General features: G+C 73.2%; 20 protein-coding genes and 1 pseudogene. 10 read left to right on the forward strand and 11 right to left on the reverse strand.

Annotation, left to right across the window (positions count from 1 at the left end):
* Nucleotides 1-147: 147 nt before the first annotated feature.
* The gene (locus STTU_RS06565) at nt 148-1488 is read right to left on the reverse strand and encodes a ParB/Srx family N-terminal domain-containing protein (protein WP_043254385.1); all 1341 of its coding nucleotides are present in this window, start codon (nt 1486-1488) and stop codon (nt 148-150) included.
* 245 nt (nt 1489-1733) lie between these two features.
* Nucleotides 1734-3662, reverse strand: a complete 1929-nt coding sequence (locus tag STTU_RS06570; RefSeq protein WP_007821009.1) for a glycosyl hydrolase family 28-related protein — start codon at nt 3660-3662, stop codon at nt 1734-1736.
* 242 nt (nt 3663-3904) lie between these two features.
* On the opposite strand from STTU_RS06570, the gene STTU_RS06575 reads away from it, so the two are divergent.
* From STTU_RS06575 to STTU_RS06590, 4 genes are all read left to right on the forward strand, one after another.
* A complete protein-coding gene (locus tag STTU_RS06575; RefSeq protein ID WP_007821012.1) occupies nt 3905-4138 on the forward strand; it encodes a hypothetical protein in 234 nt (77 codons plus the stop codon).
* Between the two features lie 203 nt (nt 4139-4341).
* Nucleotides 4342-5250 carry a zinc metalloprotease HtpX gene (gene htpX, locus STTU_RS06580; RefSeq protein ID WP_043254388.1) on the forward strand — a complete coding sequence of 303 codons (909 nt, stop codon included), beginning with the start codon at nt 4342-4344 and terminating at the stop codon, nt 5248-5250.
* Between the two features lie 34 nt (nt 5251-5284).
* Entirely contained in the window at nt 5285-5869 is a 585-nt protein-coding gene (gene pspAB / locus STTU_RS06585) for a PspA-associated protein PspAB (protein WP_007821015.1), read from the forward strand.
* A 117-nt stretch (nt 5870-5986) separates the two neighbouring features.
* Complete coding sequence (locus STTU_RS06590; RefSeq protein WP_420713546.1) at nt 5987-7636, forward strand: alkaline phosphatase D family protein; 1650 nt, start codon at nt 5987-5989, stop codon at nt 7634-7636.
* A 55-nt stretch (nt 7637-7691) separates the two neighbouring features.
* Here the strand turns inward: STTU_RS06590 and STTU_RS06595 are convergent, their stop codons facing one another.
* The 5 genes and pseudogenes from STTU_RS06595 to STTU_RS06610 form a co-directional block, all read right to left on the reverse strand.
* Nucleotides 7692-8702, reverse strand: coding sequence for a trypsin-like serine peptidase (locus STTU_RS06595; RefSeq protein ID WP_234019176.1), 1011 nt, complete (start codon nt 8700-8702; stop codon nt 7692-7694).
* Nucleotides 8703-8949: 247 nt separating this feature from the next.
* Entirely contained in the window at nt 8950-9531 is a 582-nt protein-coding gene (ssuE, locus tag STTU_RS06600; protein ID WP_007821029.1) for an NADPH-dependent FMN reductase, read from the reverse strand.
* 31 nt (nt 9532-9562) lie between these two features.
* Nucleotides 9563-9721: pseudogene (locus STTU_RS35270) on the reverse strand (alpha/beta hydrolase); the annotation flags it as partial.
* A 656-nt stretch (nt 9722-10377) separates the two neighbouring features.
* Entirely contained in the window at nt 10378-10716 is a 339-nt protein-coding gene (locus STTU_RS06605) for a hypothetical protein (protein ID WP_043254390.1), read from the reverse strand.
* Nucleotides 10717-10798: 82 nt separating this feature from the next.
* Nucleotides 10799-11713 carry a LysR family transcriptional regulator gene (locus STTU_RS06610; protein ID WP_007821039.1) on the reverse strand — a complete coding sequence of 305 codons (915 nt, stop codon included), beginning with the start codon at nt 11711-11713 and terminating at the stop codon, nt 10799-10801.
* An 84-nt stretch (nt 11714-11797) separates the two neighbouring features.
* Here STTU_RS06610 and STTU_RS06615 point away from each other — a divergent pair, with 84 nt between their 5' ends.
* Nucleotides 11798-12739, forward strand: coding sequence for a DMT family transporter (locus tag STTU_RS06615; protein ID WP_007821041.1), 942 nt, complete (start codon nt 11798-11800; stop codon nt 12737-12739).
* A gap of 10 nt (nt 12740-12749) precedes the next feature.
* Complete coding sequence (locus STTU_RS06620; protein ID WP_007821045.1) at nt 12750-13202, forward strand: GNAT family N-acetyltransferase; 453 nt, start codon at nt 12750-12752, stop codon at nt 13200-13202.
* A gap of 56 nt (nt 13203-13258) precedes the next feature.
* On the opposite strand, the gene STTU_RS06625 is transcribed toward STTU_RS06620, so the two are convergent.
* A complete protein-coding gene (locus STTU_RS06625; protein ID WP_007821047.1) occupies nt 13259-14680 on the reverse strand; it encodes an aldehyde dehydrogenase in 1422 nt (473 codons plus the stop codon).
* Between the two features lie 145 nt (nt 14681-14825).
* On the opposite strand from STTU_RS06625, the gene STTU_RS06630 reads away from it, so the two are divergent.
* The 4 genes from STTU_RS06630 (at nt 14826) to STTU_RS06645 (ending at nt 17332) form a co-directional block, all read left to right on the forward strand.
* Entirely contained in the window at nt 14826-15404 is a 579-nt protein-coding gene (locus STTU_RS06630; protein ID WP_043254392.1) for a TetR family transcriptional regulator, read from the forward strand.
* Between the two features lie 159 nt (nt 15405-15563).
* Entirely contained in the window at nt 15564-15929 is a 366-nt protein-coding gene (locus STTU_RS06635; protein WP_010269517.1) for a VOC family protein, read from the forward strand.
* Nucleotides 15930-16018: 89 nt separating this feature from the next.
* Nucleotides 16019-16576, forward strand: a complete 558-nt coding sequence (locus STTU_RS06640; protein WP_007821050.1) for an NUDIX domain-containing protein — start codon at nt 16019-16021, stop codon at nt 16574-16576.
* A gap of 48 nt (nt 16577-16624) precedes the next feature.
* Nucleotides 16625-17332, forward strand: a complete 708-nt coding sequence (locus tag STTU_RS06645; protein WP_007821051.1) for an SDR family oxidoreductase — start codon at nt 16625-16627, stop codon at nt 17330-17332.
* A gap of 116 nt (nt 17333-17448) precedes the next feature.
* Here STTU_RS06645 and STTU_RS06650 read toward each other — a convergent pair whose 3' ends face one another.
* The 3 genes from STTU_RS06650 to STTU_RS06660 all read right to left on the reverse strand — a co-directional run bounded on the left by STTU_RS06650 (nt 17449) and on the right by STTU_RS06660 (nt 19660).
* Nucleotides 17449-18222: an ABC transporter permease gene (locus tag STTU_RS06650; RefSeq protein ID WP_007821052.1), complete on the reverse strand. Its 774-nt coding sequence runs from the start codon at nt 18220-18222 to the stop codon at nt 17449-17451.
* A gap of 108 nt (nt 18223-18330) precedes the next feature.
* On the reverse strand, nt 18331-18888 hold the full coding sequence (ssuE, locus tag STTU_RS06655) for an NADPH-dependent FMN reductase (RefSeq protein WP_007821054.1): 558 nt from the start codon (nt 18886-18888) through the stop codon (nt 18331-18333).
* 31 nt (nt 18889-18919) lie between these two features.
* Nucleotides 18920-19660, reverse strand: a complete 741-nt coding sequence (locus STTU_RS06660) for a hypothetical protein (RefSeq protein WP_007821055.1) — start codon at nt 19658-19660, stop codon at nt 18920-18922.
* Nucleotide 19661: the final 1 nt, after the last annotated feature.

Genomic DNA, 19661 nt, shown 5'->3' on the forward strand with positions numbered 1-19661 from the left:
CTTAGAGATTCGGCCGGGCCGCGCGCGATGTCAATGCGAAGGTACGAACCTTTGCTACGGATTCTTTACGCGCGCGACCGGTCAACCCCCGCGCATCGTCCGCCTGTTGAAGGATCAACGGGGAGGATTACGGTGGTACGGGGCAAGTCAGCCGCGTGTGTTCGCCACCAACTGGACAGGTCCGGCGAAGGAGTTGGCGGAGCAGCCGGGACCCTCGGTGCGGAGCCCGGAGCCGACGACGGAGAGCGGTCCGTCGATGGTCGTGCCGCAGACGTGGACGTTCCGCGCGCCCACGGCCTGGACGGGGCCGGTGAGTTCGGACCCGAGCGCGACGAGCGACGCTCCGGCGCGTACGACGACGGGGCCGGTCTGGCGCGTGTTGTCGAGGCACGTGACGCCGGAGTCGACGACGAGCGGGCCCGTGCGGGGGCCGCGCAGCGTGGTGGTGCAGCGGGGCGGGGCGACGACGCGGGAGCGGTAGTCGAGCGCGAAGGCGAGCTTGCCGGGCTTCTCGGCGCTGAGCGGCTGCGAGAGCTTGCCGAACTCGCCCTTCTCGGCCTTCTTGCCGTCGTTCCACTCGTCGAGGCGGCCGAGTTCGGCGGCGGTGCGTCCGTCCGCGATGACCTCGTCCGGGTCGGTGGCGACCATCAGCTCGGAGGCGTCGCGCACCGCCCGGAGGTACGAGGCCGGGTCGTCGAGGTCGTACGCGCCGAGGTCGAGCCGCTCGCGCAGCCAGCCGCCCCACAGGAACTCCAGGTACTCGGCGGCGTCCTCGGGCGCGGTGTAGCCGATGTCGCGCGTGAAGTAGACGAGGGAGCGGTAGGGGTCGTCGTGGAAGCGGGAGAGGCCGAGGCGGGTGGGGAGTTCGTCCGTCGTGATGGGGGCGCCGTGCTCGTCGCGGAGCCAGACCCAGTGGTGGGCGCGCATCTCGTCCCAGAAGGCGCTCTGGCTCAGGCCGCTGTAATCGGCCTGGACGCGCAGCCTGATGGGAGTCTCCGGGCCGCCGTCCGCGGCCTCCCAGAAGGAGGTCAGGCTGTGGTGGCCGTCGGTGAGGTAGAGGCTGCCGCCGGGGCCGATGACGACGGTCTTCATCGCGGCACGGCTCTCGTCGGTCTCCTTGCCGAGCGGGATCTCGCACGTGAAGCTCGTCGGGTCGGCGAGCCGCGCGCCCGAGGGGACCTTCTCGGCCTCGCCCTGGCCGTTGGTCTCGCACCAGTCGTCGAAGCGCTTGTTGACGTCCCCGGCCTGCTCGTCCTTCCGGCTGCCGTACCGGCCGAGCTTGTAGAAGATCTGGTCCTTCCCGACGGACGGCTGGGTCGGGAGGAGCTGGTCGAGGCGGACGGTGAGGAGGTCGCCGGGGCGCGCGGCGGGCGCCGGGCTCGCCGCGCTCGCCTGCGGCGCGGCGGCGAGGAGCGCGCCGAGCGCGGCGGTGGCGACGAGGCCCGCGCCGAGGCGGCGGGGGGTACGGGGCGGGGTGACGGTGGACACGAGGGCTCCCGGGGCGGGGCGGGGTGGACGGGGACATCCACGCACGCGGGGACGGCCGCGCGGTGGCGACGGGCCGAAGTCGGGGTGAACGGGCGGGAACCGCGCGGCCCGCCGCCTCGCGCGGGAGCGGCCCGTGCCCCGGGCGGCGGCAAGTCCACCCGGGGCACGGGTCCTTGGCGCGGGCAGGGGTCCACCAACCCCGCGCCGGTCTCGTGGGGGCCGCTCGCGCGGAGCGGACCACGCGCTCACCTGGCGGCTTGCGGCCCCCCGGTGATCGTGAACTGCGAGCCGGGCTCGACGAGTACGTCCCCGTCGCGCGAGCCGCTGATGGTCACGTCCGTGAGGCTCGCGTCGCCGCGCGCCCCGCCCATGGCGAGGATGCCGGAGCCGTTGTTGGACTTCTCGATCGTCACGTCGCTGATCTTCGCGCCGGGCACCGCGCCGCCGCCGGACTTGAACTGGATGCCGTCGTAGGTGGAGTCGTGGATGTCGGTGTCCTTGATGACCACGCCCGGGATGTCCTGGCTCGCGGGAAAGACCGTGATCGCGCCGAACTCCTGCGCCTCGCCCCAGAAGGCGCCGCCGGTGCGGTGGAGGCTGTTGCCCGAGATGAGGGTCTCGCCGGAGAAGGGCAGCGGGTCGTGGTCGGTGGCGAGCATGATGCCGGGGTAGTTCATCGTGTCGGAGACGAGGTTGTTCTCGATGCTGTTGCCGTAACCGCCGTAGATCGCGAGCCCGTTGGCACGCCAGGGCAGTTGGACGGTGTTGTCGGCGAAGGTGTTGTCGTGGCCGATGTCGGTGGCCGGGTCCTTCACGTAGCGGCTGGCCCAGACGGCGAGCGAGTCGTCGCCCGTGGTACGGAACGAGGAGTCGGTGACGCTCGAATTGCTCGTGCCGTTGGTGAAGTTGATGCCGTCCGCGTACGTGTCGCGGACGCGCATCCCGGTGAACGCGAGCCCGTCCGCCGGGTTCCACAGCTCGGGGATGTTGGAGTAGTCGCGGCCGACCCACACGCCGACGTTCGCGTGCTCGATCCACACGTTCGAGATCTTCGTGTTCTTGCCGAAGCGGCCGTTGAGCCCGACGCCGCCCTCGGCGTTGCCGTCGCCGCCCCGGATGCGCCCCGAGCCGAAGATGGCGAGGTCGGAGATCTGCGTGTTGTCGTCGATGTCGAAGCCGAAGTTGCCCTCGTGCGGGTGGTTGATGCCGCCCGCGTCCTGCGGCTCGGTGAGCGTGTAGAGCTGCGAGTGCCACATCCCGGCGCCCACGATCTTCACGTTCTTGATGCCGACCTGGTTGTACTCGCCGCGGTGCTCGGGGTCCTTCGTGAGGATCTTCTGCTCCTGGCGCCACTGGCCGGCCGGTATCCAGACGCAGTCGATGTCGCCGTTCTGGTCGGCGGTGACGGCGGCCTGGAGGGCCTCGGTGTCGTCCTTCCCGTCGTCGGGCACGGCGCCGTACTCGGTGATCGAGGTGCACGCGGCGGGCTTCTCGGCGGGCGGGGCGACCTGCTCCAGGTCGACGAGGTCCACGACGTAGTACGCGGCGTCGTCCCCGTCGTCCTTCTTGAGCTGGAACTTCGTGCCCGCCGGGTAGCTCTTGTCGAGGAGTGTGTGGCTCTCGTCGAAGAGCCGCCGCGCGTCGCCGCCCGGGGTGTTCGTGAGGCCCTCAGGGTCGTCGGTGTTCCCGTACAGCCACGAGTGCCGCGAGGACAGGTCGAGCTTCCGCACGAACTGCCCGTCCGCGTACAGGCTCAGCGTCGCCTCCTGGCCGCCGCCGCCGGGGGCGTCGGGGATGGAGTCGCGCAGGACGAGGGAGTTGGTGGGCACGGTGGAGGTGAAGCCCGCGTAGTCGCCGCTCTTCTCCAGGCGCACGGAGCTGCGACCGCTCGACTCGGTCGCGAAGTCGGTATGCCCGAACGTCCGTTTCGCGTCGGCGGTGAGCAGGGTGCCCTGGTAGTCGCCGTCCTCCAGTTCGTACTCCGTGTACGGGACCTGGGCGCCCTGGGCCGCCGCCGCGACGCGGTCCGGGGCCGGGGTGGCCGGTGGGGCGGCCGTCGCGGAGCCGGCGGGCAGCAGCCCGCCGACGAGGAGGGCCGCGACGGGCGCCGCGGCGAGCAGGCATCTGGCCCGGTGGCGCCCGCCGTGCGGGGACCGGGGTGTCGTGTGGGTCATGAGTCCTCTGTTCTGTGGGGGTAGACAGAGTCGCTTACCGTTTTTTGCAGAAGTTCTGCGGATTTTTTGAGTCAGTCCGTCGCTCTCCTGCGTTCCAGCACGAAGAGTTTTCAATCATGTGATGTGGTTGTCAACAGTTCGGACATTGACCCATTCGATGGAATCCGAGTTGCGGGAGGGGATATGACGGTTCACCAGGGGAAGTCTCGCTGCGAACGACCCCACCTCACCGAGGAGTTTGCATGCGCCTTCGCACCGTCTTCGCCGCCACCGCCCTTGCCGCCACCGCCGTTCTGGGTGGCGCGAGCCTGGCCTCCGCCAACGAGGGCCCGTCCTTCGTGGCCGGCGAAGCCGAGTACACCCACGTGGACGTCAACGCCGACTACCTGAACATCGGTGGTCCGTACGGCATCACGAAGGGCCACCTCGACGGCTCGTACACCAACGGCGAGCTGGGCTTCGTGGCGGCCGGCTGACCCAGGGCCCCGGCCCCACCCCGTGCGCGGCCCCGGCAGCCCTCTTCGGAGGGGCGCCGGGGCCGCGGCATGTGCGGCAGCCCTTTTCGAACATCCGTTTACGCCCATTCGACACAGAAGGGGGCACTATGGAGTAAGCGGAAGCCGGAGGCGGCGGGACAGCCGCGGCCGGAACCGGCGGAAGGCAATGAGGGGAGGCGGGAATGGCCCGCAGTCGTTCACGCTACGCACCCGACCAGGGGCTCACCGTGCGCATGGTGACCACGATGTTCCTCATCGGTCTGCTCTATGTCGTCCTCGTGGGCGTCCTGCTCGCGGTGTTGCACGGGGCCTGGCCGATCATCCTGATCGCGGTCGGCGCGCTCTTCGTCGCGCAGTTCTGGTTCAGCGACCGCATCGCCGCCTTCGGTATGGGCGCGCGCGAGGTGAGCCCGGAGCAGGCCCCCGAACTGCACGGCGTCGTCGACCGGATCTGCGCCCTGGCCGATCTGCGGAAACCACGCGTCGCGATCGCCGACAGCGACGTCCCCAACGCCTTCGCGACCGGCCGCAACGAACGCTCGGCGCTCGTGTGCGTCACGACCGGGCTCCTCAGACGCCTGGAGCCCGAGGAACTGGAGGGCGTGCTCGCGCACGAGATGTCGCACGTGGCGCACCGTGACGTCTTCGTCATGACGATCGCCTCCTTCCTCGGCGTGCTCGCCGGGCTCATCACCCGGATGGCCCTGTGGAGCGGCCTCACCCGCGGCGGGAACAGGAACGACCCCGTGGGCGTGGCCCTGCTCCTGATTCCGCTGGTCAGCGCGGCCGTCTACACGATCGGCTTCCTCCTGACCCGCCTCCTGTCGCGGTACCGGGAGCTGTCCGCCGACCGCGCCGCGGCCCTCCTCACCGGGCGGCCGTCCGCGCTCGCGTCGGCGCTGACGAAGGTGAGCGGGCAGATGTCGCGCATCCCGACGCGGGACCTGCGCCAGGCGGAGCCGTACAACGCCTTCTTCTTCGTGCCCGCCTTCTCCTCGAAGGAGAGCCTCGGCCGTCTGCTCTCCTCGCACCCGACGCTCCAGCAGCGCCTGGACCAGCTCTCCCGCATCTCGGCCCAGCTCTCCCGCTGAGCCGCGCCCGTCACCGTTCACGACTGGAGGTCGCGTGGGTTTCCTCGACGCGCTGCTCGGCCGCTCGAAGCCGGTCCGCCCCGATCTCGACCAGCTCTTCGCCGTTCCCTCGGCGGCGCTCACCCTCCAGGCGGCGACCGGCTTCCGGCCGACGGGACAGGGCTCGGTGTGCTTCGCCGCCGCCGAGGGGGCGTCCTTCGCCCGGGTGCGGGACGACGTACGGGCACTCCTCGACGCCGATACGGAGCGGGGCGGCGTCCCCGTCGAGTTCAGCCGCGACGCGTACGGCTACACGTGGCTGCTCGCGACCCAGCCGCCCGAGGACCTGAGCGGCCTCGTCACCGACCTGCACGCGGTGAACACACTGCTGGAGGAGGGCGGTTTCGGCCCCCAGCTCCTCTGCTCGCTCCTCGCCTTCCAGGACGAGCACGGCCGCGCCCTGGGCCTCGTCTACCTCTACAAGCGCGGCAGCTTCTACCCCTTCGCCCCGCTGCCGGGAGAGCGGGAGAAGCGGGACAACCAACTGGAGCTGGAGGTCCGCGCCGCGCTCGGCGCGGACCTGCGCGTGGAGGAGGACCTGAGCCGGTGGTTCCCGGTGTGGGGGGCGCCGGGGCTGTGAGCGCGGTACGAAACGGCGCGCTCCGGCGGGATCGCGCGGCAACGCCCGGCTGAACGGTGCGGAAACCCTCCGTACGGACCCTGTCACGGACCGCTCCACTCGCCCTACCGTGCGCTCGTGACGACTCACGAGGACGCACTCAGACCCCCCGCCGACCCTTCGCACCCCCGCCGCCGCACGGTCGTGAAGGCCGCCGCCGTCTCCGCCGTGCTCGCGGGGACGCTCGTGCCGGCCGCGCGCGCCGCCTCGCCGCTCTTCCTCCACGGTGTCGCCTCCGGCGACCCGCTCCCGGACGGCGTGTTGCTGTGGACCCGCGTGACGCCCGCTCCGGACGCGACCCCGGGCTCGGGGCGCGGGGCCGCGGGCGAGGTGGGCTGGGAGGTGGCCGAGGACGCCGCCTTCGCCCACGTCGTGGCCCAGGGCACCGTCCGGACGGGCCCCGAGCAGGACCACACCGTCAAGGCGGACGTGCGCGGACTGCGCCCGGCGACCACGTACCACTACCGCTTCACGCGCGAGGGCGCGCACTCACCCGCGGGGCGCACCCGGACCGCCCCCGCGGCGGGCGCGCGCGTCGACGGCGCCCGGTTCGGCGTCGTGAGCTGCGCGAACTGGGAGGCGGGCTACTACGCGGCCTACCGGCATCTCGCCGCACGGGCGGACCTCGACGCGGTTCTGCACCTCGGGGACTACGTCTACGAGTACGCGAGCGGCGCCTACCCGACGCAGCCGGTCCGGCTCCACAGCCCCCGCAACGAGACGCTGACACTCGCCGACTACCGGCTGCGGCACGCGACGACGAAGACCGACGCCGACGTCCAGGCGGTGCACGCGCGCCACCCCTTCGTCGCGATCTGGGACGACCACGAATTCGCCAACGACGCCTGGTCGGGCGGCGCCGAGAACCACACGCCCGGCGCGGAGGGCGACTGGGCGGCGCGGGTCGCCGCAGCGAAGCAGGCGTACTTCGAGTGGATGCCGGTCCGGCCCTCGACGGCCGGGACCGTGTACCGGCGGGTGGGCTGGGGCGGGCTCGCCGAGCTGCACATGCTCGATCTGCGCTCCTTCCGTTCCGAGCAGGCGAAGACGGGCTCGGGGGCGGTCGACGATCCGGAGCGTTCGATCACGGGGCGCGCGCAACTCGGCTGGCTCAAGGCGGGGTTGAGCGCCTCGGCGGCACAGTGGCAGCTGATCGGCACCTCCGTGATGATCTCCCCGCTCGCCTTCGGCGCGCTTCCCGCCGAACTCCTCGGTCCCCTGCGTGACTTGCTGGGCATCCCGGCGGGCGGTCTGGCGATCAACCCGGACCAGTGGGACGGCTACACCGACGACCGCCGCGAACTCCTCGCCCACCTGCGCGCGGAGAACATCCGCGACGCGGTCTTCCTGACCGGCGACATCCACAGCGCGTGGGCCAACGACGTGCCGGTCAACGCCGCCACGTACCCGCTGTCGGCGAGCGCGGCGACGGAGTTCGTCGTGACCTCGGTGACCTCCGACAACATCGACGACATCCTCGGCGTCCCGCCGCAGTCGGTGTCACCGGTGGCCGTGGCGGCGCTGCGCGCCGCGAACCGGCACGTCCACTGGGCCGATCTCGACTCGCACGGCTACGGCGTCCTCGACGTCACCGCGGCCCGCGCCCAGATGGACTACTACGTCCTCTCGGACCGGGAGGACCCGGCCGCGACGAGCAGTTGGGCCCGCTCGTTCGCGACGCGCGCGGGAGCCCGGAGGCTGGAGCGCGTGGCAGCCCCGGTCGCGTGACACCGTCCGGGCCCCCGGAAGGACACGGGGGCCCGGACGACGGTCCCGCGGGGGGTCAGGCGGCTCCGGCCCTGCGGTACAGGTCCAGGGCCTCGTTGCCGAGCACGGGGTGGTACTCGCTGCTCCCGGCGCTCACGCTGATGTTGCCCACGAGGTAGCCCCCGCCGGAGGCGGTGTCGAAGTCGGCGAGGAAGCCGCCGCCGCTCGAACCGCCGGTCTGCACGCAGTCGATGCCCCACATCGTGGAGCCCTCGCGGCCCGCGTCCGGGTACTCGACGCCCGAGCAGTGGTTGAGCCGTTCGCCGTTGCCCTCGGCCGCGGAGCCGCCGTAGCCGAAGGAGTGGACCTCGCGGCCCGTCGCCGAGTTGAAGGCGATGCCCTGCGCGCCGACCGTGTCACCGAGGCTGCGGCCGTTCAGCGGGGCGAGGCGGGCGAAGGCGAGGTCGTAGTTGGCGTTGCCCGCGGTCGACACGTACTGGTCGAGGTGGAAGAGGGACGAGGCGGTGAAGGTGCCGTAGGGGCGGTTGCCGTTCGCGTAGCCCGGGATGAAGACCCAGTTGCGGTAGACCTCGCCCGTGCCCGCGTCCACGACGCAGTGTCCTGCCGTGAGGACGAGCGACTTGTTGTCCGCGTTGGCGACGGTCGCCGAGCAGGCGAAGGTGCCGCCGCCCGCGTTCTGGAAGAAGACCTTCCCCGCCGTCGTGGAGATGAGGCCGCCGCCGGTCCACGGGGCGGGGTTCGAGGCCGCGAGGGAGGGGGCGGGGGCCGTCGCGGCGGCGCGCGGGGCGGGCAGGGGCGCCACCCGGACCTCTTCACCGGACCCCGGGGCCGCCTGCCGCCCGGTGAGGCCGGAGGAGGTGTGCGGGGCGGAGGACGCGACTGGGGCGTCGAGGTCCCGCGCGGACCGCAAGCGGGCGTCCGTCCAGAACCGCAGCGCCTCCGAGCGCTCCGAAGCGGTGATCGTCGTGCGGTGAACGCCTTCGGTGGGGGCGGCGCTCACGGGGGCGGCACACCAGAGGGCCGCTCCCAGGACCAGTGCGGCGATGCCGCCTGCTCTCGCTCTCATTCGGCTGTTCCCTTCTCGCCTGCGTGACTGCGGGGGCCGCCACCCGTCTCGTGCGGCGAGCGGCGGAGTCACCGGCCTGACAACGTTGTCCGACTGACGTCGTCAGGAGCGGCGCAGTTCAGCGTGGGCGTTCGGGGCGCGACTGTCCAGGTCCTCAACAAGCCAAATCAGCAAGGGAGTTGAACGAAGGTGTCGACGACGTTGCCCACCCGGGTGGTCCCGGGCGGGCCGCGTCGCCCTCTCATGCTCAGCCCACCGGCACCGGCACCGGCACCGGGACCGGGACGGGGGCCGGGAACGCCGTGTGCAGGGCGCGGGCGAAGGCGTCGGTGACCTGGGTGAGGGCCTCCGCCGTGCCCGGGGCGATCGTCAGGGCGTCCTCCGGGTCGACCGCCAGGTCCTTGTCGACGACGAACCAGCCGGGGACGACGTGGGCGGCGCCCATGGAGGTCAGGACCGGGCGCAAGGCGTAGTCGAGGGCGAGGACGTGGGCCGTGGAGCCTCCGGTGGCGAGAGGGAGAACGGTCTTTCCCGCCAGCGCGTACTGCGGCAACACATCCAGAAGGGTCTTCAACAGACCCGAGTACGCGGCCTTGTAGACGGGCGTGCCGATCACGACGCCATCCGCGTCCGCGAAGGCGCGTGTCGCGCGGACGATCTCGGGATGGCCGAACTCCGCGGCCAGGAGCGGCCCTGCGGGCAGAGTACGGACATCGAGGACGGTGACCTCGTGACCCCGCGCGCGCAGGTGCTCGTCGAGGTGACGCAGGAGGCGGGCGGTGCGGGAGGTCGCGGAGGGACTGCCGGAGACGGAGAGGATACGGGCCATGACGGTGCCTTCCGGGGAAAGGGAACGCGGGTCACCACGTACTGGACTGAACGGCGACACGCGCAACGAGCTGTTCGCGCAAGGTCTCCAGGAAACCGACGACTTCGGCGGCCACCGAGCGGTGCGGGAGGTCATTGAGAACGTCGTGGTGAGCACCGCGAATCAGCACGCAACGCGCGCGGTCCGCGGGGCGCGCTGAGGCGGGAAAGAAAGGGGGAATGCGGCTCGGGAAGGAGCGGCCGGGACTCCGGGGGCGGCGCGAGGGGCAGCGGGCGCCGGGCCGGGACGGCGGTGGATCAGCGACAGAGGGCGCTGGAAGTGCGCCGCAGGTCCACGTAGCGGCACACCACACCGGGGTGGGTTGTGTGCATGTCCCTCATCCTGCGGCGGGCGCGGTGGGGCTGTCAACGGACACCTCGGGGTGTCTCATGGGCCGGGACTCCGGGTGTCGCGGGGTGGGACTCCGGGTGTCGCGGGGTGGGGACCCCTCTCCGGCCGCGCACCGGAGGCGCTGTCAGGCCCGCGCGGGCGCGGGTGCATCCGCGTCCACGGCCTGGTCGGGCCGCCCCGGGATACGTTCCGTTTCCGCGCCGGGCGAGGCGGGGACCGCCGTGCCGAGCAGCGCCGTCGCCCGCTCCTCGCCTTCCCTTCGTCCGCCCCTCGCCCTCGCACCCGCACGCGGTCGAGAAACGAGGAGGCAGCCCCTCAGCGCCCGGCCGCCCGACGACGGCCGCCCGATGACGGCCGTCACAGCCCGGCGACCGTCAGCCCGCCCGCCTCACCCGCACCTCACGCCCCCGTCAGCCAGTCCGCGCCCGCCCGTCGGACCCGCACCTCACGCCGCCGTCAACCCGTCCGCGTCTCGACCGTCCGCGCCTGCTTCGGCGCGTCCACCACCTCGCCGCGCCGCCCGGCGAGACGGCAGGCGAAGCAGTCGGGGTGGCCCGCGCGTGCGGAGGTGTCGCGTACGCCCCACGCGGTGCGGGGGCGCGGGCCCGCCGCTTTGCCCCAGCCCGCGAGGTGCAGCACCCAGGTGAGCACGGCCGCCACGACCAGGAGGACGAGGCCGAGGTACCACCCCGGCGTCCACCCGACCACCGCCACCGCGAGGCACGCGGAGCCCGCGACCGCGACGGCCGCCCCCGACCAGCCCGCGACCGTATGCCCCTCGTCGTACTGACTCATCCCGTTCCCCCCGTCGTCGCGGCTCCCATGATCGATCAACTCGGCTTTGCGGCAAGGGGAGATGACACGCGAGAGAGCCACGTCACACCACGGGACCCGCCTCGCCCCGTACCTCGTCGGCCACCCTCTTCAGGAGCTTCAGCACGTCCCCGACGGCCCGCCGCGCGGTCCGCTCGGGCCGGTGCAGCACATCGACGTTCCGCAGCGCGTGCACCCCGTCGAGCGGCCTGAGCACCACGCCCGCCTGGGCGGGGACCGTCCAGCGCGGGAGCAGCGCGAGGCCGCCGCCCTCGGCGACGAGCGCGGCCGAGACGGTGAACTCGTTGACGCGGTGGACGAGTCGGAGGGGGCGGCCGGCGACCGTGGCGACCGCGTCGAGCGTCGCGAGGATCGGGAAGCCGTCGTGGACGGCGATCCACGGCTCGCCCGCGACCTGCGCGGGGGTGAGCGTGTCGTGCGCGGCGAGGGGATGGCCCGCGGGGAGCGCGACGTCGAGCGGTTCGCGCAGGAGTGTCGTCGCGGTGACCGTGGGCGGCCAGGGCGGGGCGTGGTCGAGGCGGTGGGCGAGGACGAGGTCGTGGGCGCGGGTCAGCGCGGGGAAGCGGTCCTGGGCCACGTCCTCGTCGGCGAGGGCGAGTTGAGGCGTTCCGGGGCCCGTACAGGCGCGCAGGAGCGGGGGGAAGAAGGCCGCGGCGGCGCTGGAGAAGGCGGCCACGGAGACCTCTCCGGCGGGCTGCTCCGCGTAGTCGGCGAGGGTGTGGCGGGCGCGGGCGAGGGCGCTCTCGACCTCGATCGCCGCGTCCGCGAGCACGCGCCCCGCCTCGGTCAGCACGACGCGGCGGCCCGCGCGTTCGGTGAGCGGGAGCGGCACCGAGCGCTGGAGCAGGCGCAGTTGCTGCGAGATCGCCGAGGGGGTGACGCGCAGGGCCTCGGCGACGGCGCTGACGCTGCCCAGCTCTCCGAGTTCGCGCAGAATCCGTAGCTGTCGTTCGTCCACGGTGATTATTTTAGTGCCGCTACACCTTTGGTGAAGAAAGTGGTGGCTGGTCTTCAACGTACGAGGTGGGGCAGCGTGGGACGCATGCTCGCCGTGCGCCGTACCGATGCGGTACTCGTCCTCGTCGCCCTCGTCTGGGGCTCCAGTTACCTCGTCGCGAAGTCGGCGACGGATGTCCTGCCGGTGCTCGCCGTGCTCTTCGCGCGGTACGCGCTCGGGGCGCTCGCGTGCGGGGCCGTGGTCCTCGTGCGGCGCCGGGCGTGGACGCGTACGGAGGTGCGGGCGGGGGCGCTGCTCGGCGTGACGCAGGCGGCGGTGCTCGTCCTGGAGACGTACGGGGTCGCGCACACCAGCGCGGCGCACGCGGGTCTCCTCATCAGCCTCACCATCGTGCTCACCCCGCCGCTCGACCGCACCCGGCCGCCGCTCCCCGCGCGTTTCTACGCGGCGGCGCTCCTGTGCGTCGTCGCGGTCGGGCTCATCGGGGCGGGCGGGGAGGGGTTCGGGCTGCCGCGCGGGGGCGACCTGCTGATGCTCGGCGCGGCGGTCGTGCGGGCGGGGCACGTCGCGCTCGTCGGCCGGGTGACCGCGCGGCACCGCGTGGACCCGGTGCACCTCACCACGGTGCAGATGGTCACCGGGACCGTGCTCGTCCTCCCCTTCGCCGTGCGGCACTTCGGCGCTCTCGCGGCGAGCGATGCGGCGACGGGCTCGCGGCTGCTGTACCTGGCGCTGCTGTGCGGCCTGTTCGCGTTCCTCGCGCAGACGTGGGCCGTGCAGCGGACGTCGGCGAGCCGCGCGAGTCTCCTGCTCGGCACGGAGCCGGTGTGGGCGGTCGCGACGGGGCTGGTCGTCGGCGGCGAACACCTCACGCCGTGGGCGGCGACGGGTGCGGCGCTCCTGCTCGTGGGGACGTACTGGGGGCAGGCGGTGGAGCGCGCGCACCGCGACGAGGGGCCCGCGCACGACGACCGAGCCCCGTACGACGCCGGAAAACCGCTGGCCGGGGGCGTGCCGCGTCCCTAACCTGGCACCCATGCCCCACCTCGCGCCCGTCACCCCCGCCACCATCGACGCCGCGCTCGCCGTCCGCGTCCGCCCCGACCAGGAACACGCCGTGGCCCCGGTCGCGAAGTCCCTCGCGGAGGCGTACGCGCATCCCGAGGCGTGGCCCCGGCTGATCATGGACGGGGAGCGCGTCGTCGGTTTCCTCATGGCGTTCGTCGACATCGACTGGAAGGACGACGGGACCGACTTCCGTTCCGGCCTGTGGCGCCTCAACATCGACGCGGGCGAACAGGGGCGCGGCTACGGGCGGTTCGCGGTGACGGCCGTCGGGGAGGAGCTGCGCCGCCGGGGCAAGGACCTCCTGACGACCACGTGGCACCCGGGTCCGGACGGTCCCGGGGCCTTCTACCGCCGCCTGGGGTTCCGGGCGACGGGCGAGACGAGCGGGGACCAGACGGTGGGGGTGCTGGAGCTGGGGTGAGGGAAGGGCGTGGAGGACGGGCCCTCAGGCAGCCTCTCGCCCCTCCCGGACCCCTCTCACCGCGCGATCGTCTTGTACTCCACGTACTGCCCGAGCCCCACCGTCCCGAACTCGCGCCCTATGCCGCTCGCCTTGTAGCCGCCGAAAGGCGCCTCGTAGCCGGGGGCCGCGCTGTTGACGAGGACCATGCCGGTGCGGACGCGGCGGGCGAGGGCGAGCCCTGCCTCGGGGTCCGTGGTCCAGACGCCGCCGCTCAGACCGAACGGCGAGTCGTTCGCGAGGCGGACGGCGTCGTCCTCGTCCTCGTACGGGATGAGCACGAGCACCGGGCCGAAGATCTCCTCGCGCGCGACGCGCCAGGAGTTGTCGACGTCCGCGAGGACCGTGGGCCGTACGTAGTTGCCGCCCTCCAGGTGCGCGGGGACGTCGAGGCCGCCGACGAGGAGGCGGGCGCCGTCGTCGAGGCCCGAGCGGATGTACGCGCGCACGCGCTCGCGCTGGGCCGACGAGACGAGCGGGCCGACGAAGTGTGCCGGGTCGGCCGGGTCCCCGTACGTGACCTTCTCGGCCGCCGCGCGGACGGTCTCGACGACCTCCTCGTAGCGCGAGCGCGGCACGAGCAGCCGCGTGTGCCCGGCGCAGGACTGGCCGTTGTTGCTGAAGGCGAGGAAGGGGACGCCCGCGGCGAGCGCGTCGAGATCGGCGTCCTCGCGGACGATCGAGGCGGACTTGCCGCCCAGTTCGAGGCTCACGCGCTTGAGCTGTTCGCCCGCGAGCGAGGCGATGCGGCGGCCCGCGCGCGTCGAACCGGTGAAGGCGACCTTGTCGACATCGGGGTGGCGGACCAGGTGTTCGCTGGTCCCCCGGTCGGCGGGCAGGATGCTCACGACGCCCTCCGGGAAGCCGGCCTCGGTGAACAGCTCACCGAGGAGCAGCCCGTCCAGCGGGGTCTCGGTGGCGACCTTCAAGACCACGGTGCAGCCCGCGAGCAGCGCCGGGATCACCTTGACCAGCGCCGACTGGTGCGGCGCGTTCCACGGGATGACGGCGGCGACGACCCCGACCGGCTCGCGCCGCACGAGGCTGCCGTCCTTCAGCTCCTCCTCCCAGCTCAGCCCCTCCGAGGCTCGCAGGAAGGCCCCCGTCTGCTCGGCGAGTGAGGTCTGGAGGGAGGCCGTGAACCAGGCGGGGGTGCCGTTCTCGGCCGTGACGAGACGGGCGATCTCCGCCGCACGGGCCGCGTGCAGCGTGTTGAAGCGCTCCACGAGCGCGCGGCGCCGCTCCGGCGCGAGCCCCGCCCACTCCCCCGCGTCGAAGGCACGCCGCGCGGCGGCCACGGCGGCGTCCACGTCGGCGGGCGCGGCGAGCGGCGCGCTGCCGACGAGGGACTGGTCGTGCGGCGAGCGGACCTCGACGCGGTCGGTGGTGGTGGGGGCGGTCCAGCGACCGCCGATGTACAGCGCGTCATAGGTGAGCACGGGTCCTCCGGGAAGGTGCGGGGCGCGGGAGCGCGCCCTATGTAAGCAACGCCGTATGTAAGTAACTACCTACTTCTTCGACCGTAGAGCGCCGTGGGGCCCGATGCAAGTGGGTGCCTACTTACGGTCTCGGTAGGCTGGTGCCATGGCGCGCAATGCGGAGGAGACCCGTCGCAAGATCCTCACCGCGGCCACCGAGGAGTTCGCCCGCCACGGCATCGCCGGGGCGCGGGTCGACCGCATCACCACGGTGGCCGGGGTGAACAACGCCCTGCTCTACCGGTACTTCGGCAGCAAGGTGGACCTCTTCGACACGGTGTACAGCCGTGTCGTCACGGAGCTGATCGAGGCCGTCCCGCTCGACGCGGAGGACCTGCCCGGCTACGCGGGGCGCCTGTTCGACTACCACGAGGCGCACCCGGCGGCGGTCCGCCTCGCGGCCTGGCGCGGGCTCGAACGCCCCGAGTCGCCCGTCCCCGAGGTCGTGGTGACGGCGCAGCGCGACAAGGCGGCGCGCATCGCGGCGGCCCAGCGCGCGGGCACCGTGCCGAGCACGCTCCCGCCGGAGTCCCTGCGCGACCTCCTGGTCCTGCTGACCCTGAGCGGCTCCCCCTTCGGGACGACGGAGGGCGGCGCGGCCGAGGGTGCGGCGGGCGGGGACGTGGAGCGGGCGCGGCGGCGCGAGACCGTGGTGACGGCGGCGCGGGCGCTGGTGGGGGGCTGACGGGGGGAACCGGGGGTACGGGGCCGCGTGCGCGTGCCGCGCGGCCCTCGCCCCGCCGGTCCCGTTCCGCCGCCCCTTCCACCCCGCGCCCACTAGGCTCGCTCCCGCCTCCGCACGCCGCGAGAGGTGGCACCGCCAGGCCGTGGAAAGGACCTCCTTATGCCCGCCATCGGACAGCTCGCCGCCGTCACGCTCGACGCCCCGGACCCGCAGGCGCTCGCCGCCTTCTACGCCGGGCTCACCGGCTGGCAGACGCTCTACGCGAGCGACGACTTCGTCTACATCGGCACGCCGGACGGTGCGCAGCGCCTCGGCTTCCAGCGGGCGGCCGAGTTCCGCCGGCCCTCCTGGCCGGGCGACGACAAGCAGTTGCACCTCGACTTCGGCGTGGCCGATCTGGCCGAGGCCGAGCGGGAGTTGACCGCCCTCGGGGCGACGAAGCCGGAGCACCAGCCCGGCGGTGACAAGTGGGTCGTCCTGCTCGATCCGGCGGGCCACCCCTTCTGCGTCACGACCATGGTCTGAGCGCCGTCACGCCCGCCCCGGCCCGGGGCCGTCCCGTGGTCGTGCGAGAACGGGACTGGCATCCCTCGCACGAGGGAAGGAACCACCCCATGACGGATGAGGAGCCGCGCGGCACCGCGCTCACCCCCGCCGCGTACGGCGCTTCGCGCGCCGTGCTGTGGACGGGGGTGAGCGCGCTCTTCACGGACGCGGGGGGCAGGGTCCTGCTCGAACGCGTCGACTACCGCCCGCACTGCCTCCTCCCCTGCGGCGCGGTGGAAGCGGGCGAACCGCCCTCGGCCGCGCTCGCCCGCGAGGTGCGCGAGGAACTCGGCCTCGACCGCGTCTTCACCCGCGTGCTCGCCCTGGAGTGGGTGCCGCCCACGCTCCCCGGCATGGGCGGCACGGGCTTCCCCGGCGAGCACCTCTACGTGTACGAGGGCGGCACTCTCTCCCCCGCCGACCTCGCCGCCGTCGTCCTGCCGCCCCGCGAGGTGACGGGCCTCGAGTGGGCGCGGCCGGAGGAGCTGGGCGCGTACATGGTCGCGAGCGACGTCCCCCGCGTGCGCGCGGCGCTCGCGGCGCGCGGGGCCGGGGGCCCGGTCGTCCTGGAGGACGGGCGCCCGCCCGGCGGGGCGGGGAAGCGTGGAGGTCACACGGATACGTGACGGGTCCGCTTAGCATCGGGACCCCGGACCCCGAGGATCGGAACGCGTATGCCCCCCGTCACCACGCCCCGTACCGCTCTCCTCGTCGGCGCCTCGCGCGGCCTGGGGCACGGCCTCGCCGCCGCCTTCGTCGACCGGGGCTGGGACGTGATCGGCACCGCCCGCGACCCCGCCGCCCCGAGCCCCCTCACCGGCCTCGCCGAGCGCTCCGCCGGGCACCTGACCGTCGAAAGGCTCGACGTCGACGACCCCGGCCAGGTCTCCGCACTGCGCGAACGCCTCGCGGGCCGCAGGCTCGACGTGCTCTTCGTCAACTCGGGCACCACGCACCACGAGGACACACCGGTCGGCGTGGTGCCGACGGAGGACTTCGTCCGGGTCATGGTGACGAACGCGCTGGGCCCGATGCGGGTCATCGAGGCCCTGTCGGACCTCGTCGCCGACGACGGGCTCATCGGCGCGATGTCCTCGGGGCAGGGCAGCAGCACGAACAACACCTCGGGTGGCCGCGAGGTGTACCGGGGCAGCAAGGCCGCGCTGAACATGTTCGTGCGCGGCTTCGCCGTCCGGCAGGCGGGGACCCGGCGCTCGATCCTGCTGCTCGCGCCCGGCTGGATCCGCACGGCGCTCGGCGGCCCCGAGGCCCCGTACACGGTCGAGGAGAGCGTCCCGCTGCTCATGGACGTGCTGGAGTCCCGGCTCGGCAGGCCCGGACTCGCCTACCTGGACCGCGAGGGGCGGATCGTGCCGTGGTGAGGGGCGGGCGGGTCGTACCTGGTGAGGGGTCGGCCAGGTGGTGGGTCGCGTCCCCGTGAGGGGCCGGGCGGACCGCGCGTCGCGGTCTCCGGTGAGGGAGCCGGGAGCTGCGGCGTTCAGTCCCTGGTGATCCGCCCCCGCGCCACGAGTTCCACCGTCACCGAGACCGCGAGCGACTGCACCGCCATGAGCGCGAGCAGCACGAAGAGCTGCACGGCCCCGGCCGCGAGCGGGCTCGCGCCGCCGAGGAGGACACCGACGAAGGCGCCGGGGAGCGTGACGAGCCCCACGGTGCGGGTCTGGTCGAGTCCGGGGAGCAGCGCGTCCGACGCGGCGGGGCGGGCTATTTCGAGGCGCGCGTCGCGGTCGAGGAGGCCGAGTGCGAGCGCGGCCTCCACCTCGCCCTTGCGCGTGCGCAGTTCGTCGAGCGCGCGCCGCCCCGCGAGCACCGTCGCGGTGAGCGCGCCGCCGAGCAGGATGCCGGTGAGCGGTACGAGGGAGATGCCCTTGAGCGGTACGAGCCCGGTGAGCAGCAGCGCGAGCACGGCCGGTACGACGCCGACGGCGAGCGGCGCGGCCGTCAGCCACCACGTGCCGTTCGGCGTCAGGCGCCGCCCCGCCGTCCGTACCGCCACGGCGAACATGACGAGCAGGAAGGCGAAAAGCCCCGCGATGTTCGTGACGGCCCACGTGATGACGAGGGACACGGCCCCCAGTTGCACGGCGGCCCGCACCCCGGCGATCAGCACCTGCCGCGAGCGGTTCGTCCCCTCGTCGGGGCTGAGCTGGAAAACCCGCACGACCCCCGCGGCGACGAGCAGCAGGACGCACATCAGCACGCCCAGCGTGGGGTTGACGGGCAGCAGGGACCGCGAAGCACTCGGGAGCACGGGGTCACAGTAGCCAGGGGGGAGACGGCGGGGCGGGCCGATGCCCGGCACCGCTCAGGCACTCCCGCCCGGGGCGGGCCCCGTCGGCCGGGGCCCGCCCCTCCGTCGTCACCCCACCGGGACGGGGGCCGGGAACGCCGTGTGCAGGGCGCGGGCGAAGGCGTCGGTGACCTGGGTGAGGGCCTCATCGGTGGCGGCGGGGAGGGTGAGGGTGCCGTCCGGGTTCACCGTGAGGTCCTTGTCGACGACGAACCAGCCGGGGACGACGTGTGCGGCGCCCATGGAGGTCAGGACCGGGCGCAAGGCGTAGTCGAGGGCGAGGACGTGGGCCGTGGAGCCTCCGGTGGCGAGAGGGAGGACGGTCTTTCCCGCCAGCGCGTACTGCGGCAACACGTCCAGAAGGGTCTTCAACAGGCCCGAGTACGCGGCCTTGTAGACGGGCGTGCCGATGACGACGCCGTCCGCTTCGGCGAAGGCGCGTGTCGCGCGGACGATCTCGGGATGGCCGAACTCCGCGGCCAGGAGCGGCCCTGCGGGCAGAGTACGGACGTCCAGGACGGTGACCTCGTGCCCCTGCGCGCGCAGGTGCTCGTCGAGGTGGCGCAGGAGGCGGGCGGTGCGGGAGGTCGCGGAGGGACTGCCGGAGACGGAGAGGATACGGGCCATGACGGTGCCTTCCGGGGAAAGGGAACGCGGGTCACCACGTACTGGACTGAACGGCGACACGCGCAACGAGCTGTTCACGCAAGGTCTCCAGGAAACCGACGACTTCGGCGGCCACCGAGCGGTGCGGGAGGTCATTGAGAACGTCGTGGTGAGCACCGCGCACGAGGGCGTGACGCGCGCGGTCCAGGGACTTCGCCAGACCGGCCAGCGCCGAGTGATCGGCGAGCGGGTCCAGTGCACCGCTCAGCAGGAGGGTGGGGACGGTGGGGCGGGCGGCGTAGGCGGCGGCAAGCAGCTCCGGCGCCACCGGCTCGGCGAGCGCTCCGCGCCGTACTCCCGCGTCCTCACTGAGCCGGCCCCGGTGCGTCGGGCACGCGGTACGGACGTTGAGTTCGTCGTCCCAGGCAGCCGCCTCGGCAGCGACCGCGACGGGGGCGGGAAGCCCGGCGAGGATCAGGGCATCGGCGGCCGGGGCGTCCCCGTTCGCGTACAGCGCCGCCAGCGCCGCCGCTCCCGCGTCGGCGCCCAGCACGACGACAGGGGCGGCCGGGTTCCCGTCGCCGGACGCGGTGCCCGCGAGGGCGTCCGCGAGGTCCCGGGCCGTCAGCGTCTCCCCCGGCGGCTCGATGACACGGACGCGGTAGGCGTCGAAGGCCAGGCGGGTACCGAGACGCGTGTACGTCTCAGGGGTCTCGCCCCGGCCCGGCACGACGAGGACCGTGCCACGGGTGAGCAGGCCCTCGGGGGCGTGGAAGTCGAGCGGGTCACTCATG

Origin of the sequence: Streptomyces sp. Tu6071 (assembly GCF_000213055.1) — a bacterium.
Lineage (GTDB): Bacteria > Actinomycetota > Actinomycetes > Streptomycetales > Streptomycetaceae > Streptomyces > Streptomyces evansiae.